Source organism: Mesorhizobium sp. W067 (assembly GCF_054719525.1).
The window spans coordinates 5,810,187-5,831,933 of sequence record NZ_JBTTII010000001.1; the positions used below are offsets into that span (position 1 = coordinate 5,810,187).

Genomic DNA, 21,747 nt, shown 5'->3' on the forward strand with positions numbered 1-21,747 from the left:
CGTCTGCCGGGACTGCTTTGCGTGAAATCAGGGTGCCCAGAACACCTCTACCGGGGTGGGTGCCGCTTCGAGGACTTTGCGGATGGGCTTTTTCGCACCCGGTCCCATCGCATCCTCGAAAGCGGTGCGCTTGTCCTCGCCTTCGATATGCAGCGCGATGAAGCCGGCGGCGACGATGCGCGCCATCGATAGAGTCAGCCGCGGCTCGCCGCCGCTTGGTGCATGCACCGGCAGCACGATCCTGCGCGAAGCTGGATCGAGCAAGGCGGGTAGATTCTCGGCGTCGGGAAAGAACGAGGCGGTGTGGCCGTCGCCGCCCATGCCGAGCACGACGACATCGAGGGGCCAGGGCAGAGCCTTCAGCGCCGCATCGTCGGCCGCCGCGGCGGTCTCGATCCTTGCCGCCTCATGGTAGAGCGGCACGAAGTGCGCGGCAGCCGCCTTGTTCTGCAGCAGGTTGGCCGCGACCAGCCCCGCATTCGAGCGCGGCGAGGAGGCCGGCACGAACCGTTCGTCGACCAGCGTCACCGTCACCTTGTTCCAGGCGATCGGAATGGCCGAAAGTGCTGCAAAGAACTTTGCCGGCGTGGTGCCGCCGGAAACGGCAAGCAGGGCCGTGCCGCGCTCGTCGATGGCCTTGGTCAGGCGCGCCGCGACATTGCCGGCAAGGGTTGCCGCCAGATCCTGGCGCCCGGCAAAGCCGTTCCAGTTGTAGACGGGCTCGCTCAATTGCTTTCGTGCCATGTCCGCCCGTCGCGTTCGATCAGCGCAATCGAGGCCGAGGGACCCCATGTGCCGGCCGTATAGCCTTGCGCCTCCTGCCTGGCGCTTTCCCAGGCGTTCTGGATCGGGTCGATCCACTTCCATGCCGCCTCGACCTCGTCGCGGCGCATGAACAGCGTCTGGTTGCCGCGGATAACATCCATGATTAGCCGTTCATAGGCGTCCGGCGCGCGGCCGTCGAAAGATGTTGCAAAGCTCATGTCGAGCGGAATCTGGCGCAGCCGCATGCCGCCCGGGCCTGGATCCTTGATCATGATGAACTGCTTGACGCCTTCGTCGGGCTGCAGCCGGATCACCAGTTGGTTGGCTGAGATCGGCCCGGCGCTGTCGCCGAAGATCGAATGCGGGATCGGCTTGAACTCGATGACGATTTCCGAAACGCGGGTCGCCAGCCTTTTGCCGGTCCTGAGATAGAATGGCACGCCGGCCCAGCGCCAATTGCCGATCTCAGCCTTGATGGCGACGAAAGTCTCGGTGGAGCTGTCTTTGCCAAGTTCTTCGACATAGCCTTTCACCGCGCCGCCTGCAGAGGCGCCGGCGCGGTACTGCCCGCGCACGGTGTGCTTGGGTGCCTCATTGCCGTTGATGCGCTTCAGCGCCCGCAGCACCTTCAGCTTCTCGTCGCGCACGGCATCGGCATCCATCGACGATGGCGCCTCCATGGCAACCAGGCAGAGCAGCTGCAGCATGTGGTTCTGCACCATGTCGCGCAGCGCGCCGGCCTTGTCGTAGTAGGTGACGCGGTCTTCAAGACCGACGGTCTCGGCCACCGTGATCTGCACATGGTCGATATGGGCAGAATTCCAAAGCGGCTCATAGAGTGCGTTGGCAAAGCGCAGCGCCATCAGATTCTGCACCGTCTCCTTTCCGAGATAGTGGTCGATGCGGAAGATCTGGCTTTCGTGGAAGTCGTCTCCAACCACGTCGTTGAGCTTGCGCGCCGAATCGAGGTCGCGGCCGATCGGCTTCTCCAGCACGATGCGCGAATTCGGCGTGATGAGATTGTGGGCTTTCAGCTGGTGCGAGATGTCGCCGAACAGCACCGGCGCAACCGCCAGATAGAAAGCGCGAATGCGGTCGCTTTCGCCGATCGCCTTTTTCAGCTTGTCGAAGCCGGCACCCGTCGTCGCGTCGGCCGATACGTAGGACAGCCGGGCAAGAAATGTCTTGAGTTCCTCGGCGTCGATGTCGGCCGGCTTAACATGCTGGGAAATCGCCTGCTTGGCGAAAGCCTGGAATTCCTCGTCGCTCATCTTGGAGCGCGAGGTGCCGATGATGCGGGTCGGCTCGGAAAACTGGTGGTCGCGCTGGCGGTGGTAGAGCGAGGGCAGCAGCTTGCGTTCCGACAGGTCGCCGGTGCCACCGAAAATGATGAAGTCGAAAGGCTCGACGGGAATGATCTGGCTGGTCATGGTCTGTCCGCTTTGACGCCGCTCGCTGTGACGCGGCAGGATATAATCTAATCGATTTAAACTATCCAGTGCCATGGTGTCACATCGAGGCCAAATCACTGCATATTGATTCGCTCCAAATGTGCCTTGACACTGGCTGCCACCCGGAGGCTTTTCGTCAAGCGATGGTCCCGGGGCTTTCGCGCCTGCAACATAAAGCGGGAATGTGACGAAAGCTAATGCGTGTCGCCCAGAAGTGCGAAGCGGTTCTGGGAGACAGACACGCATCAAACAAAAAGGAAAATGCGCTTGCGAGGTGGGTCTTCAATGAGCGGAAAAAGCATGCGTCTGGAAAACAAGGTTGCCGTCATCACGGGTGCTGCGTCAGGTTTCGGCGAAGGCATGGCCAGGCGCTTTGCCGAAGAGGGCGCCAAGGTCGTCGTCGCCGACCTCAACGCCAAGGGCGCGGAGCGCGTTGCAGCAGAGATCGGCCAGGCCGCGATCTGGACCCAGACCGACGTTTCGCAGCGTTCCGAATTCGACGAGATGGTCTATGCCGCAAAAAGCGCCTTCGGCCGCATCGATATCATGGTCAACAATGCCGGCTACACCCATCGCAATGGCGACATGCTCGACGTCGACGAGGCGACCTTCGACCTGATCACTTCAGTCAACATGAAGGCGATCTATCACGCCGCACTTGCCGTGGTGCCGATCATGGAGCGGCAGGGCGGCGGCGTCATCCTGACCACGGCTTCGACCGCCGGTCTGCGGCCGCGGCCGGGGCTCACCTGGTACAATGCCTCGAAGGGCTGGGCGATCACCGCGACCAAGTCGATGGCGGTCGAACTCGCGCCCAAGAACATCCGCGTGAACTGCCTTTGCCCGGTCGCCGGCGAGACCGGCATGCTGGAGAAATTCATGGGCACTGACACGCCGGAGATCCGCGAGAAATTCCGTGCCTCGATACCGCTCGGCCGTCTGTCGACGCCGCTCGATATCGCCAACGCTGCGCTTTGGCTTGCGTCGGACGAAGCCGCCTTCATCACCGGTGTGGCGCTGGAGGTCGACGGCGGCCGCTGCATTTGAGCAATTCGGGAAGTACCTCGCTGTTCGCAATGCATGGCAGACAGAGCAATGTCGGCAAGAGTTCGCATCGGTGCGCCGGCCGGCCGAGGAACGAACAGTTGACGTCGTCACGCCGGACCCCAGTTTGACTTCTCGATCCCCCGAAAGGCATAACGGATCGTGGATAGTGTTGGCGGGTGATGAAGATCAGGCAGCAGAAAAGTCGCTACGATCTGGGATGGCGGCTGCGGCTTTACCTGGCCAAGCGTGCGCGGGCGAGAAGCAAGGCAATTTTCATCGGTGTTACCGGAAGCTCCGGCAAGACGACGGCGGGAAGCCTGCTTGGACACATCCTGGCTGGCCAGGGTTCGGTCCACACACAGGTTCTGGCCAACACTATGAAACTGTTGGTCTCGACCCTATCCAGGCGAATGGGAAAGGGCGGCAAAACCGACTACGTCGTCTTCGAGGCTGCTGCATTCGGCCCGGATACAATGAAGCCCATGACCGAGTTGCTTCGCCCCGACGTGGCTGTTGTCACAATGGTCCGGCTGGAGCATCGGGCCAGTTTCAAGACTGTGGAAAACGTCGCTCGAGAAAAGAGCGCCCTAGTCGCGGCGCTGGAGCCGGGCGGCTTCGCGATGCTCAATGCCGATGACCCTCTTGTGATGGGCATGGCCTCGGCGAGCTATTGCCGTTCCGTCACATTCGGCACATCGGGGCAGGCGGATTATCGCGTCAGCGATATCGAGGCAGCCTATCCCAAGCCGTTGCGGTTCTCGCTCCACTGGCGCGGCGGTGTGCTCGATATCGAGACGTCGTTCCCCGGCCAGCATTTCTGGCTGCCGACGTCAGCGGCGGTTGCAACCGCTCTTGAACTGGGCGTTCCTGCGCAGATGGTCAAGGACAGAACCGCGACGTTCCAGCCTCTGGAAAATCGCGGCCAGGTGCTCGTCCCCGCGGGCGGCCCCCACTTCATCGTGGATGACGCCCTGGCATTCGCTGAGCCTTGCCTTCGACATGGTAGCCGGATCGACATTCGGGCGATATCTGTTATTCGAGCCGGAAAAATCCGATAGCTGGCCAAGAACGATACGGCCCATCGCTCCAAGGCGAACCAGGCAGATCGCGACAGCGGCCGCTTCATCGAATTGCGCACGGCCAGGGAAGTGGTCGGACTACATCGCCCAAACCGCGCAGCCTGACGAGTTGATCCTGCTCAAGAGCTCGTCCAATCTGCACCTCGAGCGTGTCGCTCTTGCCTGGACCCACGACGTCCAGTGCTGGGTTTCGGTATGCGGCAAGACCGAGGGAATGATCGCCGGCATAAATCACCTGGTCTGCAATCTCGCGCGCGCTGCTGTAGGCTTGGGCATGCGAGCAATGCGGCCTCTATGAAGTGCCGTTTGAGCAGCACCGTGAGTTTGTGGCGCAGAGAAAATCGAAGCGCCGCAAGCACAGACTGCTGCGGCTCCTCGGCCGCTAGAATCTTTGGCTCAAGCACGCCAGCGCCCGTTTGACTCTGGAACTTGGCACGACGCATATTAGGCTGGGCTAAAAGCTGGCGGGGTGTGAAACTGGAATTGCTGAAAATTCGCAAGGACTTGGGCTGGGCGCTGCGACGGCTGCAGGCGCGCTGGGTGCGGGCGCGTAACAAGGCGACGTTCATCGGCATTACCGGCAGCTCCGGCAAATCCACATCCACCAGCCTGCTTGCACACATACTGGTCGCCCAAGGCAAGGTGCATCTACAGGCCCAGGCCAATACAATGCCTGCGCTCATCCGAACGCTTTACAAGCGCCTGAGGAAGGCCGGCAAAGTCGATTACGTCGTTTTCGAAGCCGGCGCTTCCGACTTCGGCACGATCAGCACCATGGCGCAGATGCTGAAGCCGAGTGTGGCGGTGGTTACGATGATCCGTCTGGAGCATTTCGGCAAGTTCAAGACTCTGGAAGCTGTGGCGGGAGAGAAGCGGGCGCTGGTCGGGGCACTCCAACCTGATGGACTTGCGGTTCTCAATTGCGATGACCCACTGGTGATCGGCATGGCGTCTGGCGCGAAATGCCGGATTGCGACCTTCGGCCAGTCCGGCGAGGCAGACTACCGCGTGAGTGACGTGCATGCCGCGTATCCGGAATTGCTGCGGTTCACCCTTCATTGGCGCGGTGGCAGCCTGAATATTCAAGCGCCTTTTCCCGGCGAGCAATTCTGGCTGCCGACTGCAGCGGCTGTTGCCGCCGCCTTGGAACTTGGCGTCCCGCCAGAGCAAGTCGTAGCGAGAACGGCATCGTTTGCACCACTGCCCAACCGCTCTACGGTGCAAGAGGTATCCGCGGGTCCGAAATTCCTGGTCGATACGGCCAAAGCGCCCTGGCATTCGCTCAACATTGCCCTGGAGATGATTGCAAAGGCCAAGGGTGCTCGCAAGCGCATTGTGCTGGGGCAGATATCCGACTACGCCGGCTCGTCGAGGAAATACGGGGCCGCCTACAACATCGCGCGCGAAATCGCCGATGAGGTCATTTATACCGGCGACAATGCGCATCGCTCGCGCGCCAGCCAGGCCGACCGCGACAGCGGCCGTTTCATTGAGCTTCGCACTGCCAAGGAAGTTTCGGATCATATCAAACGGACGGCAGTCCCAGGAGAACTGATTCTGCTGAAAAGTTCGTCCAACCTTCATCTGGAAAGGATCGCGCTCGCCTGGACACACGACGTCAAATGCTGGGTCCCGATATGCCGCAAGTCGGAAAGCTGCCAAATGTGCGGCCTCTATGAGGTGCCGTTCGAGGAACACCGGGATTTCCTGGCGAAGCGCAAACTTGCTCGCAGGAGACACCGTTTCAGGTGGTTGCTCGGCGGCTGACCAGATCTGGCGCCTTGCGTCTCAAGCCCCGGTCTTGATGTAGCTCTTGTAGATCCAGCCGCGCTTGCCGTTGTAGACGATCTGGCACCATTTCTTGCAACTCACCACCTGCACCGACGACTTGGCGGGCACGGTCCCCATGGCGGCGGCGTTTTTCTGCGGACCGCTGCGCATTGTCACCGCCCTGAGGATGCGTCCGGTGCCGGCGGCAGCAGCCACCTTCTGTGGCTTGGCCTTGGCCTGGGTATCGTTCGTTGCGGCGGAAGATTGCTCGTCTGGAAGTTGCGGTTTTGGCGTCGGTATGGCGGCGGTCTCGGCGTCGTCGTCATTGGCGGGAGCAGCGACCTTTGACAGCTGCGTCGTGGCGTCGCTCTGCGCCGCCGGTTCTTCGAATGCCGCGGCATCAGACGGTTTGGCGGCAGCCTGCTCGGCAGGCGCCTGATCGGATGGCGTCGCGGCAGGGTCGCTGTTGGATTGCGCCGCAGTCCAGCGCGGATCGTTCGCCGACAGCGGCGGCATGGCAGCCCCACCGGCAGCGACCGTCGATGAAACCGCATCGCCCTTGCGCGCGGCTTGTGGCGCCGCTACCGCGGTAGCCGTCGCCGCGACCGGGGCAATCTTGGTCGTCTTGACCGGAAAAGTCGGAACGTTCTGCTGTGTGCTGGCGATCGCTTGCCGGTCGTTGGCCGGCAATGCCAGCCAAAGCGCTATGCCCGCCACACCAAGCAGCGCTGCGGTGCCGACCGCGGCGATCACCAGATGCGAATTCGTGCGCACCCCCTGCCAGAAGGAGGGCCGCATGTCATAACCGAATTGCATGGCGAAGCGCCGACGTTCCGGCGCGCCGAAACTGAAGGGCTCGTTCACTCTTGCCACCTCCAAAAGATGAGCCGGTGTTCTTTCGATCGGCGCCGGCAGCCCGGCATTCGATCGGCATCGGTCCCAACAACAAAGCGGGCAGGCCCGCAGAAATCCCCGTTCAATCGCCCAGAACCGGCATCCTTTGCCCTTGATTGTGGCATCAGTGCGCCCTCAGGGGAATTGTGCGCTCTTGTTAAGGATTCTGCAACGTCTCGCTGCGGCAACCAACAGCTCAATAGAATCAGCTCAGTACTCAGCCACGGCTGATATGAGATACTTTCCCTATATTCGGTCCCTCAGGGCAAACCAGTTCAGTGCCAAGAACAATAATGGCGTTCTAAATCGCCGGCCGCCGGGAAAAGCCGGGATGTTCAGGTCCTCGATCAGCTTCAGTCTGTCGCGGTTGCCGGCGACGGTCTGGGCATAGAGCTTGCCGAAGAAGTTCGACAGCATCACGCCGTGGCCGGAATAGCCTCCGGCCGAGATCACATTGGGCATCACCTCGCGCACGAACGGTTTCCTGGGCATGGTGATGCCGACATAGCCGCCCCAGCCATGGGTGATCTCGACATCGCTCAGTTCCGGATAAAGCTCGGCTATCTGCCGGCGGATATGGACATGGATGTCCTTCGGATCGTTGACGCCATAGACCTCGCGCCCGCCGAACAGCAGCCTTCCATCCCTGGATTTGCGGAAATAACGCACGACGAAACGCGAATCGTCGACCGCCTCGCCGCCCGGCAGCACTTTCGAATCGACGCCCAGCGGCACCGTCGCGCCGATGAAGGAACCGATGGGCATGATGTGCGCGGCACTCACCGGCTCGAGCGTGCCGCCATAGGCATTTACACCGATCAGGCATTTCTGCGCGGTGATGGTGCCTCTCGGAGTCGTCACCCTGACCTTGCCGCCGCTGGAGGTGACACCGGTCGATAGTGTCTGCTCGAACAGGTGCGCGCCGGCCGCTGCCGCGACCTTTGCCGTGCCGATCACCAGCTTCATCGGGTGGATGTGTCCGGTGCCGGTGTCGCGGGTGCCGCCGAAGTAGCGTGTGGAGCCCAGCCGTTCGGCCGTTTCCCTGGCATCCATGAAGGCGATGTGCGGATAATTGAAGCGGCCGGCCATGATCTCGGCATGCGCCTTGTAGTCGTCGAGATAACGCGGCTTGTGCGCCACGGACAACTGGCCGGGCATATAGTCGATGTCGATCTGGTTGACGGCCGCGAATTCGAGCAGGTGTGCTTTCGCCTCCTCGGCAAGGTCGAACAGCGCCTTGGCGCGGGAGAAGCCGTATTCCGCCTCCATCTCTTCGGCCCAGGCGCGCTGGCCCGTGCCGAGCTGGCCGCCATTGCGCCCTGAAGCGCCGTCGCCGAAGCGATGCGCCTCGATCAGAACGACGTCGGCTCCCGCGTTCGCCAAATGAGCGGCCGCCGACAGCCCGGTGAAGCCACCGCCGACGACGACGACGTCGCAGCTGCGGTCGCCGTCCAGGGCAGGGTACTCAGGGCGTGGTCCGGCTGTGTCTTCGTACCAGGAGCGACCGGGGGAGATAGGTGATTGGTAAGGCATGGGGACACCAGCCAATGGTGAATGGTGAATGGTGAATGGTGAATGGCTGCGAGACGCACGTCGTCTGCGCTCATCCATCCAATATGAAACTACTCAGCATTCACTATTCACCATTCACACGACGAAGTCGCCGCTCACACGTTGAGCAACAGATACTCCCGCTCCCACGGGCTGATCACTTCCATGAAGGTCTCGAACTCCGCCCGCTTGATCGCTGCATAGGTTGCGGCAAAGGACTTGCCCAAAAGGGCGCACAGCTCCTCGTCGCCCTCAAACAGGTCGACGGCTTCGAGCAGGCCGCGCGGCAGGTCGATCTCATCGGCGTTTGCGGTGGTCAGCACCGGAGGCTCGGCCTTGATCTTGTTGGTGATGCCGATCAGCCCGCAGGCAAGTGAGGCCGCCAGCGCCAGATAGGGGTTGGCGTCGGAAGACGGGATGCGGTTTTCGACACGCCGCGCCGCCGGATCCGAGCGCGGCACGCGGAACGCCGTGGTGCGGTTGTCATAGCCCCATTTGTTGTTGACCGGCGCCGAGGCCGACTGCGTCAGCCGGCGGTAGGAATTGACGTAAGGGGCAAACATCACCAGCGCGTTCGGCACATGCTTCTGCATGCCGCCGATGAAATGGAAGAAGTCGTCGGTTTCCGAGCCGTCCTTCGCCGAAAAGATATTCAGCCCGGTCTTCTTGTCGATGATCGACTGGTGGATGTGCATGGCAGAACCTGGCTGGCCCTGGATCGGCTTGGCCATGAAGGTGGCATAGATCTCATGCTTGAGCGCTGCCTCGCGGATGGTGCGTTTGAACATGAACACCTGGTCGGCGAGCTCGACCGGATCGCCGTGACGCAGATTGATCTCGAGCTGGCCGGCGCCTTCCTCGTGGATCAGCGTGTCGATCTCCAGGCCCTGGCTTTCGGAGAAATGGTAGATGTCGTCGATCAGTTCGTCGAACTCGTTGACGCCGGCGATCGAATAGCCGGCGCCGCCGCCGATTGCCCGTCCGGAACGCCCGACGGGTGGGGTCAACGGATAATCCGGGTCGGGGTTCTTGCGCACCAGATAGAATTCGATCTCGGGCGCCACCACCGGCTTCAGCCCGCGCTTGTCATAGGCTGCTACCACGCGCTTCAGGACGTTGCGCGGCGTGAACTCGACCGAACGGCCATCCTGATGGACGAGGTCGCAGATGACGGCGGCCGTCGGGTCTTCTTCCCACGGCACGACGGTCAACGTCGACAGATCCGGCATAAGCTTCAGGTCGCCATCATCCTCCGGATAGTGGAAACCGTTGCCATCCTCGGGATAGCCGCCCGAAATCGTCGTCATGAACACTGCCGATGGCAGCGCCAGCGAGGTGTTGGAAGTGAATTTCTTCGACGGCATCATCTTGCCGCGCGCGACGCCAGCCTGATCAGGCGTGATGCATTCTATGTCTTCGATGCCGCGCCATTCCAGCCAAGCGCTGACTTCCTTCCAGTTCTTCACGCCGCGTTGATTTTTCACGAAGGCAGGCGTTCGGACGCGTCCTCCGCGGGTCGACGGACGGACTTCCTTTTTCGCAGGCGGCATCATTCACCAGTTTGGGTTGCAATTATCACAGTATAGCTGTTGCCGGTGATGGAAGGGAAGGGGAGCCGGCCCGATAGGTGCGGCAACGAGGCTGGACGGCCTCTGTCAGACGGCCTTGCCGGGCAGCGCATTTGCATCCAGCCATCTGCGCAAGGCACCGGCATAGAGCCTGCGCCATCCGCTTTGCGGCGCGGTCAGGAACCAGGATTGGCTGAGGTCCCAGCTGTCTGCGCACAGATCCCTGAGCCTTGTGTTGATGATGCCTTTGCCGGATAGCGGATAGACCGAGAATTCGGAAAAGAAGATCGCGCCGTTGATTTCGTAGAAATCGCAACGCATGTGATCGAACGGCACGGTCAGCCGCTCGGCGATGGCAAGCATGCGCGGGAAGGATGCCGGCAGGTCGATCCGGACCCACTGGGGGCCGCTGCCTGGCGGTGGCGGCGCATAGGTTCCGTCCCGGTCGAAATGACATTTCTGTTCGTTGCCGTGCTCATCCCGACGTGCGGCATAGACATAGGCCGTCGTCCCGTTGGACACGTGGAATTTGTACTCCAAAGCGACAGGCTGACTGTCCTGAAGGAGCATCTCTTCCACAAGGATGCGCCTGCTGGCGTACTTGTAGCCCCATTCGCCGAATTTCCTGCCGTAGCGACGGCGCATCCAGCGAGCTGTACGCCGGCGCAGCCTGGCTCTGTCCACCTCACCGTTGCGCACCATCATGTTCCAGCGGCAGCCATGATTGGCCTTCACCATGACATTGCCGGCAAGAACCTCCGCCGGAATCTTTGTTGCGTCTTCCCCGGACCATAGGACCTCGGCAGTCTTTAGTTCGGGGCAGGTGGACAAAGCGTAGGTTTTCGAGGCGAGCTTGTCGCAAGCTGTCGTGAAAAACGGATTGTGATCGAAAAGCTTTCGCCACAGGAACTTGTCTGCATAGGAAGCCGGTCTCGCCGGATCCGGCAGCATGCCGCTATGGTCGAATGTGCGTTTGCAAATCATGGGATGGCGCACCAGGCACCATGCCCGCGCCAGGGCGAGGATCACTCGATCGCTCTTTCCAAGAGCCGACACGATCAGCCCAGCTGCCGGGTCGAAGATGAACCGTCTCGTCGGGCGACGAACACGTCTCTGGTCATGTTTCGCGAGATGCTCGTGCGGCCGATGACCTCTAGCCGAGGGTCAAGTGTGCGTTCCGCATTTTCAGCCCAAAGCCTGCCTAGCGAAACAGGCTCCCACAAAACGATCTGCACAGTCTCGGCCGCGGTATCGGCGATACGAGACACGACAGCTGCCTTAGGCGAAACCATGCTCGCGACATAGACAACCTGAGCGTCGCTGTAATCATAATCGCATCCGTCGCACAGCTCGGCCCGCATGCGCGCATAGCTGAGCTTGGCGGCGAGCCTGTTTGCCGTTTCGACGGCTTCGGGAACGATGTCGAGGCCGATGATCTCAGGGACAGTTGTCTGGTCGTGAATACGGAACATGGTGAACGGTCGCCCGCCGCAGCCGACCATGACAGCGCGGCGGCAATTATTGAAATCGACATGATCGAAGACTTCGTCGAGGCGGTTATAGGCATCCTTTGATGACAGCACGCCGATGCTTGTTTTCCCCGCTGCGATCTGTCTGAACGATGCCGGACCGCTCAGGTCCTGATCCAGCATCTGCCTGATCTCGGCGGCATCTTGCGCCTGCACCATCTTGCCGAATGCGGCGGTCAGCGCCGGTCGGTGCGAAAGGATCTCCGGGTAGGTTTCAAGCAACGCCTCGCCGGTATCGTGTCCCATGGCGATGCCAAGATCTCGGATGGCATTTATGAGTTCGGTCGGAGCGCGACCTGGCAAGGAGCTCAGAATTTGCTCCAGTTCACGCTTCCAGGCGCCCAATTCCGGCATTGTTGCCCACCATTCCCCTTGCCGTAGCTAGCAGTGCGCGGCGACAACGTCTACATCACTGCCTTCACTTGAAACGGGACAGTCGACCATGCCCCTGACCACCATCGGCTTCGACGCCGACGACACGCTGTGGCAGAACGAACAGTTCTTCCGCCTGACCGAGAAGCACTTTGCAGCCCTGCTCGCCGATCATGGCGAGGCCGAGCACATCTCGGCACGGCTGCTCGAGGCCGAGAAGCGCAACCTTGCCGTCTACGGCTTCGGCATCAAGGGCTTTACCTTGTCGATGATCGAGACGGCCATCGAAGTGACCGAGGGCCGCGTGCCGGCCTCGACGATCGCCGAAATCCTTGCCGCCGGCCGCGACATGCTCGGCCATCCTGTCGAGGCGCTGCCGCATGCGCGCGAGACAGTCGAAAAGCTCGCCGGCACCTACCATCTGGTGCTGATCACCAAGGGCGATCTGTTCGACCAGGAGCGCAAGCTGGCGGCGTCCGGCCTTGGCGACCTGTTCGATGCCGTCGAGATCGTCAGCGACAAGAGCGCCGCCACCTATGCCAGGATCTTTGGCCGCCACGGCAGCCCGCAGGACAGCATGATGGTCGGCAATTCGCTCAAGTCGGACGTGGTGCCGGCCATCGAGGCCGGCAGCTGGGGTGTGTACGTCCCGCACGAACTGACCTGGGTGCTCGAACATGTCGAACCGCCGGTGGCAGCACCGCGCTTCCGCCAGATTGTCGATCTTGGCGAACTGCCGGCTTTGATCGAGAGCATCGGCAAGGAAGGCTGACCGCCCCGCACGCGTTCGGGCGGATTGCGATCAGCCGCGCCCGAGACTGATCAGCCGGTCGACCACCGGCTGCAGCCTTTCGGTGGTGATCGGCTTGGTTACCACCACATCGACCACGCTCGACAGGCCCAGGCTGTCGGGCGTGCCGGTCTTGGTTGAAAGCAGGATCACCTTGGGGAGCGACCGCCCAGATGTCCGCCGCAAGGCGTCGATGGCCGCCATCAGCGCGCGGCAGTCCTCGTTGTCGGGGCCGCCATCGAGAACGACGGCGCCCGGAATGAGGGTTCGCAATGTCTTGGCCGCCATTTCGGGCGACTCGGAGATCGGCTTCAGTCCGGACTTCTCGACGATCTTCGACACCACCACCCGGTTGATCGGCGATTTTCCAACGACCAGCACGTGGGAGAAATCCGTTGATATCTCGGAGTTCGCGTCCCTGCTTGACGAATTCAGATGTTTGGCGGTGTCGGTCTCGCGGTTCACAGGGCACATGGGCGGGGCGGGCACTCGGCGCTGCTTCAATGCAGGGTTGAAATCCGAGAGCCAATTGGCGTGAGATCGCCCGCCATGTCAAGCTGAAATGACGGACCTGCGAAATATAGCCGGAAATATTAAACCCCGGAGACAAGGTCTGTTTTCGAACTGTAGTTAAGTTTACGCTCAAAAGCAAAAGTCACCCGCGCTGAAAACCCGCGGGTGACGTTGAAATCGGCCAGTGAGCGGCGGGGTCCATAGGTTCCACAAGCACAAAGCTTCCGTTAGGGAAGATCAGCCGTGACTCTTCTGCGTGACGATCACCGGGATCAGCAGGTCGCCCCAATTGCCGTCGCCGCCATGATGCCGGGCCGAGCGCACCAGTTCCACCGAGACGCCGGCCTCCACTGCCTTCATCACCGATTGATTGAGCCGGTGCAGGTCGTTGGCCAGCATGCGGATTGTCGCCTGTTGGTCGACACTCATCGTGGTGGACTGCTCTTCTGCACGTTCCTTGACGCGGCTTATCGATGCCATTTTCTTCTCCCTTGCCCTTCGGGCGTTTCCTCTGTTGGTTATGTCGATCGGTTCATTCCGCTGCCGGCTTGAACTGGACGTGCTCGGTCGATTCATGCATGGCGGTGGTCGACGACTGGCCGCCGCTGATTGCCATCGACACGGCGTCGAAATAGCCGGTGCCGACCTCGCGCTGGTGCTTGGTCGCGGTGTAGCCGTGGACTTCGGCCGCGAACTCGGCTTCCTGCAACTCGGAATAGGCCGCCATCTGCCGCGCCTTGTAGCCGCGGGCCAGCTCGAACATGCCGAAATTGAGCTGGTGGAACCCGGCCAATGTGATGAACTGGAACTTGTAGCCCATGGCGCCGAGCTCGCGCTGGAACTTGGCGATCGTCGCGTCGTCGAGGTTCTTCTTCCAGTTGAACGACGGCGAGCAATTATAGGCGAGCAGCTTGCCCGGATGATGCCTGCGCACGCCTTCGGCGAATTTCTTGGCCTGCGCCAGATCGGGCTTGGATGTTTCGCACCAGATCAGGTCGGCATGCGGCGCATAGGCAACGGCGCGCGCGATGCACGGTTCGATGCCGTTCCTGACCTGGTAGAAGCCTTCAACCGTGCGGCCGGCATCGTAGTCGACGAAAGGCTGGTCGCGCTCGTCAATGTCGGAGGTCAGAAGCTTTGCCGCTTCCGCATCGGTGCGTGCCACGACTAGCGTCGGCGTGCCCATCACGTCGGCCGCCAGACGCGCCGCGTTGAGGTTGCGGATATGCGCGGCGGTCGGGATCAGCACTTTGCCGCCGAGATGGCCGCACTTCTTCTCAGAGGCCAGCTGGTCCTCATAGTGGACGCCGGCAGCGCCCGCCTCGATGAACGCCTTCATGATCTCGAAGGCGTTGAGCGGTCCGCCGAAGCCGGCCTCGGCATCGGCGACGATCGGCGCGAACCATGTGTCGACCGACAGGCCGTTGCCTTCCGAGGTCTCGATCTGATCGGCGCGCTGCAGCGTGCGGTTGATGCGCTTGACCAGTTCGGGCGCCGCATTGGCGGGATAGAGCGACTGGTCCGGATACATGGCCGACGCGGTGTTGGCGTCGGCGGCGACCTGCCAGCCCGAGAGATAGATTGCCTTCAGCCCGGCACGCACCTGCTGCATCGCCTGGTTGCCCGACATGGCGCCGAGTGCATTGACGAAGTCTTCCTCGTGGATGAGCTTCCACAGCCGGTTGGCGCCCATTTCGGCAAGACTCTGGCGTATCTGGACCGACCCGCGCAGCCGCTTCACATCGTCCGGCGAATAGGCTCGTTCGATGCCGTCGAAGCGGCCTTCGGGCGCGGATGGGACAAGATTGTAAAAATCAGTCATTGGTCACTCCAGATCAATCGATGCCAGTGTCTTGAAACGCCGCGCCCTGGGATGGTGTGCGTCGTCTGTGTGTGACATCATTTACATTGCGCCGCGACGAGAGCGAGGAAAACCGCCATTTCCGGTAGAAAATAAGAGAAAACCTGTGTTGTGTTTGACTGCTTGCCGCTGTAAGTCTGTCATAATTGTAAAAAGATGGTGCGCCGTTCATCGCTCGCAAGTCGTGTAAATTCCTGTCACGGAAAGCCGATGGCCGACCAGAAGATATTCGCCGGGCCGCGCATCCGCCGCATCCGCATCGCCAAAGGCCTGACCCAGACGGCGATGGCCGAGGGGCTCGGCATCTCGCCGTCCTATCTCAACCTGATCGAGCGCAACCAACGGCCGCTGACGGTGCAACTGATCCTGAAGCTGGCCTCTGTCTACAAGGTCGACCCGCATGAATTGCAGGGTGAGGCGAGAGGGTCGATCTCGGCCTTGAAGGAAGTGTTCGGCGACCCGCTGCTTGCCGGTGAGCTGCCGGGCGACCAGGAACTGATCGAACTGGCCGAGGCAGCCCCCAACGCATCGGCTGCGATGATAAAACTGTTTCGCGCTTACCGCGAGCAGGCCGAGCGGCTGTCCGATCTCAACGAGCTTCTGGCGCGCGAGGGCCGCGCCACGGCGCTGTCCGGTGCGCGGCTGCCGATCGACGAAGTGCACGAGATTTTCGAGCGCCGGCCGAACCATTTTGCAGCACTGGAGGAAGAGGCCGAGGCCTTCACCTCGATGCTCGACCCCGGCGACGATCTGTTCGGCGCGCTGAAGGCGTGGCTGAAGCGCGAGTATGGCATCGTCGTCAAGGTTCTGCCGGTCGCCACCATGCCGAACTGGCGCCGCCGTTATGACCGTCATTCGCAGCGTCTTTTTCTATCGGAGCGGCTGTCGCCGTTCGACCAGTTGCGCGAAGTCGCCATGGAGGCCTGCCTGATCCGCATGACGGTCGCGATCGCCGGCGAAATTCAGGCGCTGAAGCTCGGTACGGACGAAGCCCGCCGGCTCGCCCGCTTCGAGTTCGGCCGCTACGCCGCCCATGCCTTGATGATGCCCTATCAGGCCTTTCATGCCGCCGCCGTGCGGGCTCGTTACGACATCGATGTGCTGCGCTCGCGTTTCGGCGTCTCCTTCGAACAGGCGGCGAACCGCCTGACCATGCTGCAGCGTCCTGGCTTGTCCGGAGTGCCGTTCTTCATGCTCGAGGTCGACAATGCCGGCAACCGCTTCCGCAAGGCCGGCGGCCAGGGCTTTCCGCAAAGCCGCTTTGGCGGCGGCTGCCCGAAACTGCCGGTCCATGCCGCTTTCGCTTCGCCTGGCCAGATCCTGGTCGAGGCGGTGGAAATGCCCGACGGCGCCGAGTTCCTCTGCATCGCACGCACGCTCGAGGGGCCGCAGGGTTCGTTCTCCGAGCGCCCGCGCCGCACCGCGCTGCTGTTGGGCTGCGATATCGGCTTTCGCGACGAGAGCGTCTATGGCGCCGGGCTGCCGGCAAAGGCCGGACAGGGCGCCGCCACGCCGGTCGGTCCCGCTTGCCGGCTGTGCGAACGCATCGGCTGCCTCGCCCGCGCCGAGCCGCCGGTGACCCGTCCGCTGGGCCTGGACGAGATGGCGACGGGCCTGAGCGCCTTCGATTTCCAGTGATGCTTCTCGGGCTGGAGGTCGCGGAAGACCGCAGCTGTTTGCGCTAAGCAATAGAGCGCTGCCCGAACCGTCGCCGAACCAAATATTGATTAAGCATCGGCGCTGCGCTATCGAAGGTGAGCTGCAGGGCAGCCAAGGGGGGGATGGCTTATGAACAGGAAAGCTTTGTGGCTTGGCGTGGCGCTTGCCCTTTTGGCGGGGCCTGTTCTGGCAGAAAAATCCTCGGAATTCTTCAAGGACTATCAACAGTATAGTGACGACGGCAAGGCATTCCTGGACAAAATCGATCCAAAGACCGGCGCGGTCGACCTTCCCGAAGGCATCCATCTCGATCTCAAGGACAAGTTCTATTTTCTGGGCAAGAAGGACGCGACGTCCGTCCTGACCGAGGCCTGGGGCAATCCGCCTGATACCGCGTCCGAAGCAATCGGCATGATCTTCCCGGCCAAGTACGAGCCCATCGCCGGCAACGGTTGGGGCATCGAATTGCGCTATGAAAAGATCGGCCATGTCGACGACGCCGACGCCGCATCCATCGACTACACCGAATTGCTGAGCAGCATGCAGGCGGACACATTGTCGGCCAACGATCAGCGGGTGAAGGGCGGCTTTCCCCCGATCAAGCTGATCGGCTGGGCCTCGCCGCCGGTCTATGATTTCGTCCACAAGCGGCTGCACTGGGCCAAGGAACTGCAGTTCGGAGACGATACCGTCCACACGCTCAATTACGACGTCCGTTTCCTCGGCCGGGAAGGCGTCTTCGTGATGAGCTACATCGCTACGGTTGAACAATTGCCGGAGATCAAGCAGAGCCTGGACGAAGTGCTGGGCGTGGCGGACTTCAACACCGGCAAGAAATACACCGATTTTCTGCCAGGCACCGACACGGTCGCCGCGGTTGGCATTGGCGGCCTCATCGCCGGAAAACTCGCGGCAAAGGCCGGCCTGATTGCGGTCGCGCTCATCGCCCTGAAAAAGTTCGGCATTCTGCTGCTGGTACCGTTGGCCGGTCTTTGGCGCTTTATCCGCGGCAACAAGGGCACGTCCTAGAAACGGCGGTGTTTGCCCGTATGGCTGCCGGTTGGCGGTGCGCCAAAGGGAATGCCGGGCTGGATCACCTCCGGCGGTAGCCTATGCGCTAGAGAATGCGGCACGTTTCTGTCGTCCATTGTGCATCATGCCGCCCCGAGATAGCCGACAGTCGCGCCCCATGACCGATACCGCATCTTCTCCAATCGCCGCATCGCCGATCGTCTCGCCGCGCGAAGAGCGGGTCGGCTTGCTGCTGGTGTTCCTGTCGGCGCTGATGTGGAGCTTTGGCGGCACCATCGCCCGCTTCATCGACACCGCTGACAGTTGGACGGTGGTGTTCTGGCGCTCGCTGTGGGCGGCTGTGTTCCTGATTTGCTTCATGGCCTGGCGCGACGGCTGGCGCGGCATGTTGCGGCTGTTTCGCGACATGGGCCTGCCCGGCCTTGCCGTGGCCGTCTGTTTCGCCACGGCGTCGACGTGCTTCGTTGTCGCGCTCGCCTACACCACCGTTGCCAATATCCTGTTGATGCAGGCCGGTGTGCCGCTGCTGGCGGCATTGCTTGCCTGGGTGCTGTTTCGCGAACGCGTCGCCGTCGCGACCTGGGTGGCGATCGCCGCCGTCATCGCCGGCGTCGCCATCATGGTGTCGGAATCGCTCGACGGCGCCGTATCGCCCATCGGCGACGGGCTGTCGCTGCTGATCGCCGTCATGTTCTCGATTGCCACCGTCATCACCCGGCGCTTCGCCCATGTGCGCATGACGCCGGCGACGTGCCTCGGCACGATGCTGGCAGCGGCTTTCGCCGCATCGCAAGCCACGCAGTTTGCCACGTCGGCCCACGACATGGCTTTCCTGTTTGCCTTCGGCGTCATCAATCTCGGCCTGGGCCTTGCCTTCTTCGCCACCGGCGCGAGGCTGGTTCCGGCGGCGATCGCAGCACTCCTCGGCACGTTCGAGCCGATCCTCGGACCGATCTGGGTCTGGCTCGTTCATGGCGAGGTGCCCTCGGTGCGCACCATCATCGGCGGCGCGGTGGTGGTCGCCGCGCTGCTCGTCCATATCGCGCTTGAATTCAAGCGCCAGGCGAGACCTGCACGGCCGGGGACCACCGGCCTGCCATCCCCTAATTGACCCGCCTTTCCCTTGGTTGAGCCCGTCTTCCCTAATTACGCCCGTCTTTCCCCAATTAGCGAAGCCGCACGCCCTATTGACCGAGCTTCCCCGCGCGGGCCATTGACAACCTTGCTGCGGCACGGGCAGGCTGGGGGCACGGCAACAACAAGACAGGCTTATCTTGCCAAGTGTCCCCGCCGGTCGGACCAAGACCGGACCACAGCGTCGTATCCCTGCCCGCGCCGCGGCGAAAGCCTCTGACGGCGTCAGCGCGCCCGCCATGCGGGCACACAGAGCCATCATCTGCCGCTCGTCGAACCGCCCGGATGGCGCCGGCAGTTCATGCTTGTGGCTGCCCGGAAAGCTCAATACTCTGAAGCAAATGCCCAATCGCGCTCGAACAGCGACGACTTGGCGAAGGAACACTCATCAAAGGAGAACAGCATGATCCGCAAAGCGCTCTGGCTTTCGGCAACCTCGGCATTTCTGACGCTTTTCGCCGTCGGCGGCCATGCCGAGGATCGCGTCGTCAACGTCTTCAACTGGTCGGATTACATCGACAGTTCGATCATTGACGACTTCACCAAGGAGACCGGCATCAAGGTCGTCTACGACACCTTCGATTCCAATGAAATCCTCGAAACCAAGCTGCTTGCCGGCGGCAGCGGCTATGACGTCGTCGTGCCCAGCGGCAACTTCCTGGCCCGCCAGATCCAGGCCGGCGTGTTCCAGAAGCTCGACAAGTCGAAGCTGCCCAACATTTCCAACATGTGGGACACGGTTTCGGAGCGCACCGCCAAATACGATCCGGGCAACGAATATTCGATCAACTACATGTGGGGCACGGTCGGCATCGGCTACAACATCAAGAAGGTGCAGGCTGCACTCGGCACCGACAAGATCGACAGCTGGGATATTTTCTTCAATCCCGACAGCCTGGCCAAGCTGAAGGATTGCGGCGTCTATGTGCTGGACTCGCCGGCCGACATCATCCCGGCGGCGCTCAAATATCTCGGCCTCGATCCGAACAGCACCTCACCTGACGACATCGCAAAGGCCGAGGAGACGTTGCTGAAGGTGCGGCCGTATATCCGCAAATTCCATTCGTCCGAATACATCAACGCGCTCGCCAACGGCGACATCTGCCTGGCGGTCGGCTGGTCGGGTGACGTCTTCCAGGCACGCAACCGCGCGGTCGAGGCCAAGCAAGGCGTCGAGATCGGCTATTCCGTGCCCAAGGAAGGCGCCCAGATGTGGTTCGACCAGATGGCGATTCCCGCCGATGCGCCGCATGCCGCCGAGGCACTCGAATTTCTCAACTACATGATGAAGCCGGAAGTGATCGCCAAGTCGTCCAACTATGTGCTGTATGCCAACGGCAACAAGGCTTCGCAGCAGTTCGTCGACAAGGCGCTGCTGGATGATCCGGCGGTCTATCCGGACGCCGAGACCTTGAAAAAGCTCTATACGGTCCAGCCCTACGATCCCAAGACCCAGCGCCTGATCACGCGCAGCTGGACCAAGATCGTCACCGGCCAGTAAGCAATGCGACATGGTCCCGGCAGCCACCTGCCGGGACCATTCTTCTCTGGGGCAAGAAGCAAAAAAATAGGACGGAGTGGGACATGAAATCGCTTGGCAGCATCCGCAGGGATTTCGCGCCATGGAACGACCCGAACGCCAAGCCATATATCCAATTCGAGAACGTCACCAAGAAGTTCGGTGACTTCACCGCCGTCAACAATCTGTCGCTGACCATTTTCGAGCGCGAGTTCTTCGCCCTGCTCGGCGCGTCGGGCTGCGGAAAGTCGACGTTGCTGCGGATGCTTGCCGGCTTCGAGGAGCCCACCGCCGGCCGTATCCTTCTCGACGGCCAGGACTTGCGCGGCATCCCGCCCTACCGCCGCCCGGTCAACATGATGTTCCAGTCCTATGCGCTGTTCCCGCATATGAGCGTGGAAAAGAACATTGCCTTCGGCCTCAAGCAGGAAGGCATGCCGGGACCGGATATCGAAAAGCGCGTCGCCGAGATGCTGAAGCTGGTGAAGCTAGAGCAGTTCGCCAAGCGCAAGCCGCACCAATTGTCGGGCGGCCAGCGCCAGCGCGTCGCGCTCGCCCGCTCGGTTGCCAAGCGGCCAAAAGTCTTGCTGCTCGATGAGCCGCTCGGCGCGCTCGACAAGAAGCTGCGCGAGGAAACGCAGTTCGAGCTGATGGACCTGCAGCAAAATCTCGGCCTTACCTTCGTCGTCGTCACCCACGACCAGGAAGAGGCGATGACCATGGCCGACCGCATCGCCATCATCGACAAGGGCGAGGTGATGCAGGTGGCGACGCCGGCGGAAGTCTATGAGGCGCCGAGCTCACGCTTCGTTGCCCACTTCGTCGGCAATGTGAACATGTTCGAAGGCAAGGTCGCCGAGCGTGCGGCAAACACCACGCGCATTACCGGCGCGACAGGGGCCCAGATCGTCGTCGAAAACAGCACCGATACAAAGGCCGGTTCCGACATCGTCTTCGCCATCAGGCCGGAGAAGATCAAGGTGTCGTCGAAGAAACCGGCCGACGCAGTCAATGCGCTTGAGGGCGAGGTCTACGACGTTGCCTATCTCGGCGACATGACCGTCTACCACATCCGGCTGGATGACGGCCAGATCATCAGGGCAAGCGCGCTCAACGCGGCGCGAGTCACCGAGGACCCGCTGACCTGGAACGACCGCGCCTGGGTCTCCTTCCGGCCGGATGCCGGCGTCGTGCTGACGCGGTAGGGGGCGGG

Annotated in this window: 19 protein-coding genes; 9 read left to right on the plus strand and 10 right to left on the minus strand. The window is 61.8% G+C overall.

All coding sequences use genetic code 11. The features are described 5' to 3' along the window. Nucleotides 1–27: 27 nt before the first annotated feature. On the minus strand, nt 28–744 hold the full coding sequence (gene pgl, locus ACYG97_RS28230; RefSeq protein WP_023697310.1) for a 6-phosphogluconolactonase: 717 nt from the start codon (nt 742–744) through the stop codon (nt 28–30). Continuing rightward, on the minus strand, nt 726–2,195 hold the full coding sequence (gene zwf, locus ACYG97_RS28235) for a glucose-6-phosphate dehydrogenase (protein WP_023732368.1): 1,470 nt from the start codon (nt 2,193–2,195) through the stop codon (nt 726–728). Before zwf ends, pgl begins: the two co-directional genes overlap by 19 nt. Nucleotides 2,196–2,516: 321 nt before the next feature. Here zwf and ACYG97_RS28240 point away from each other — a divergent pair, with 321 nt between their 5' ends. The 3 genes from ACYG97_RS28240 (at nt 2,517) to ACYG97_RS28250 (ending at nt 6,109) form a co-directional block, all read left to right on the plus strand. Next, the gene (locus ACYG97_RS28240) at nt 2,517–3,263 is read left to right on the plus strand and encodes an SDR family oxidoreductase (protein WP_027049416.1); all 747 of its coding nucleotides are present in this window, start codon (nt 2,517–2,519) and stop codon (nt 3,261–3,263) included. A gap of 179 nt (nt 3,264–3,442) precedes the next feature. Then, complete coding sequence (locus tag ACYG97_RS28245; protein WP_023732367.1) at nt 3,443–4,321, plus strand: Mur ligase family protein; 879 nt, start codon at nt 3,443–3,445, stop codon at nt 4,319–4,321. Nucleotides 4,322–4,813: 492 nt separating this feature from the next. Continuing rightward, nucleotides 4,814–6,109, plus strand: coding sequence for a Mur ligase family protein (locus ACYG97_RS28250; RefSeq protein ID WP_023732366.1), 1,296 nt, complete (start codon nt 4,814–4,816; stop codon nt 6,107–6,109). Between the two features lie 21 nt (nt 6,110–6,130). Here the strand turns inward: ACYG97_RS28250 and ACYG97_RS28255 are convergent, their stop codons facing one another. The 5 genes from ACYG97_RS28255 to ACYG97_RS28275 all read right to left on the minus strand — a co-directional run bounded on the left by ACYG97_RS28255 (nt 6,131) and on the right by ACYG97_RS28275 (nt 12,008). Beyond that, complete coding sequence (locus ACYG97_RS28255; protein ID WP_023732365.1) at nt 6,131–6,976, minus strand: SH3 domain-containing protein; 846 nt, start codon at nt 6,974–6,976, stop codon at nt 6,131–6,133. A gap of 276 nt (nt 6,977–7,252) precedes the next feature. Then, on the minus strand, nt 7,253–8,539 hold the full coding sequence (locus tag ACYG97_RS28260) for an NAD(P)/FAD-dependent oxidoreductase (RefSeq protein ID WP_023732364.1): 1,287 nt from the start codon (nt 8,537–8,539) through the stop codon (nt 7,253–7,255). A gap of 134 nt (nt 8,540–8,673) precedes the next feature. Then, nucleotides 8,674–10,110, minus strand: a complete 1,437-nt coding sequence (locus ACYG97_RS28265) for a glutamine synthetase family protein (RefSeq protein WP_023669313.1) — start codon at nt 10,108–10,110, stop codon at nt 8,674–8,676. A 102-nt stretch (nt 10,111–10,212) separates the two neighbouring features. Next, complete coding sequence (locus ACYG97_RS28270; protein ID WP_156937152.1) at nt 10,213–11,154, minus strand: ATP-grasp fold amidoligase family protein; 942 nt, start codon at nt 11,152–11,154, stop codon at nt 10,213–10,215. Nucleotides 11,155–11,183: 29 nt separating this feature from the next. Continuing rightward, nucleotides 11,184–12,008 (minus strand): class I SAM-dependent methyltransferase, encoded by an 825-nt coding sequence (locus ACYG97_RS28275; protein WP_023711778.1) that lies wholly within the window; start codon nt 12,006–12,008, stop codon nt 11,184–11,186. Between the two features lie 88 nt (nt 12,009–12,096). Between ACYG97_RS28275 and ACYG97_RS28280 the strand changes: the two genes are divergently transcribed. Then, a complete protein-coding gene (locus tag ACYG97_RS28280) occupies nt 12,097–12,798 on the plus strand; it encodes an HAD family hydrolase (RefSeq protein ID WP_031199286.1) in 702 nt (233 codons plus the stop codon). Nucleotides 12,799–12,828: 30 nt separating this feature from the next. Here the strand turns inward: ACYG97_RS28280 and ACYG97_RS28285 are convergent, their stop codons facing one another. The 3 genes from ACYG97_RS28285 to aceA form a co-directional block, all read right to left on the minus strand. Next, nucleotides 12,829–13,290 (minus strand): response regulator, encoded by a 462-nt coding sequence (locus ACYG97_RS28285; protein WP_023669317.1) that lies wholly within the window; start codon nt 13,288–13,290, stop codon nt 12,829–12,831. Nucleotides 13,291–13,566: 276 nt separating this feature from the next. Beyond that, nucleotides 13,567–13,809, minus strand: a complete 243-nt coding sequence (locus ACYG97_RS28290) for an SMc00767 family acetate metabolism repressor (RefSeq protein ID WP_023669318.1) — start codon at nt 13,807–13,809, stop codon at nt 13,567–13,569. A gap of 52 nt (nt 13,810–13,861) precedes the next feature. Then, the gene (gene aceA / locus ACYG97_RS28295) at nt 13,862–15,151 is read right to left on the minus strand and encodes an isocitrate lyase (protein WP_023689327.1); all 1,290 of its coding nucleotides are present in this window, start codon (nt 15,149–15,151) and stop codon (nt 13,862–13,864) included. A gap of 249 nt (nt 15,152–15,400) precedes the next feature. Between aceA and ACYG97_RS28300 the strand changes: the two genes are divergently transcribed. The 5 genes from ACYG97_RS28300 to ACYG97_RS28320 all read left to right on the plus strand — a co-directional run bounded on the left by ACYG97_RS28300 (nt 15,401) and on the right by ACYG97_RS28320 (nt 21,739). Continuing rightward, the gene (locus ACYG97_RS28300; protein WP_023681875.1) at nt 15,401–16,828 is read left to right on the plus strand and encodes a helix-turn-helix domain-containing protein; all 1,428 of its coding nucleotides are present in this window, start codon (nt 15,401–15,403) and stop codon (nt 16,826–16,828) included. A gap of 150 nt (nt 16,829–16,978) precedes the next feature. Next, nucleotides 16,979–17,878: a DUF2167 domain-containing protein gene (locus ACYG97_RS28305; protein WP_031261879.1), complete on the plus strand. Its 900-nt coding sequence runs from the start codon at nt 16,979–16,981 to the stop codon at nt 17,876–17,878. Nucleotides 17,879–18,038: 160 nt separating this feature from the next. Next, a complete protein-coding gene (locus ACYG97_RS28310; RefSeq protein WP_023689324.1) occupies nt 18,039–18,992 on the plus strand; it encodes a DMT family transporter in 954 nt (317 codons plus the stop codon). A gap of 426 nt (nt 18,993–19,418) precedes the next feature. After that, nucleotides 19,419–20,516 (plus strand): polyamine ABC transporter substrate-binding protein, encoded by a 1,098-nt coding sequence (locus tag ACYG97_RS28315; RefSeq protein WP_023689323.1) that lies wholly within the window; start codon nt 19,419–19,421, stop codon nt 20,514–20,516. An 83-nt stretch (nt 20,517–20,599) separates the two neighbouring features. After that, nucleotides 20,600–21,739: an ABC transporter ATP-binding protein gene (locus tag ACYG97_RS28320; protein ID WP_023697298.1), complete on the plus strand. Its 1,140-nt coding sequence runs from the start codon at nt 20,600–20,602 to the stop codon at nt 21,737–21,739. Nucleotides 21,740–21,747: the final 8 nt, after the last annotated feature.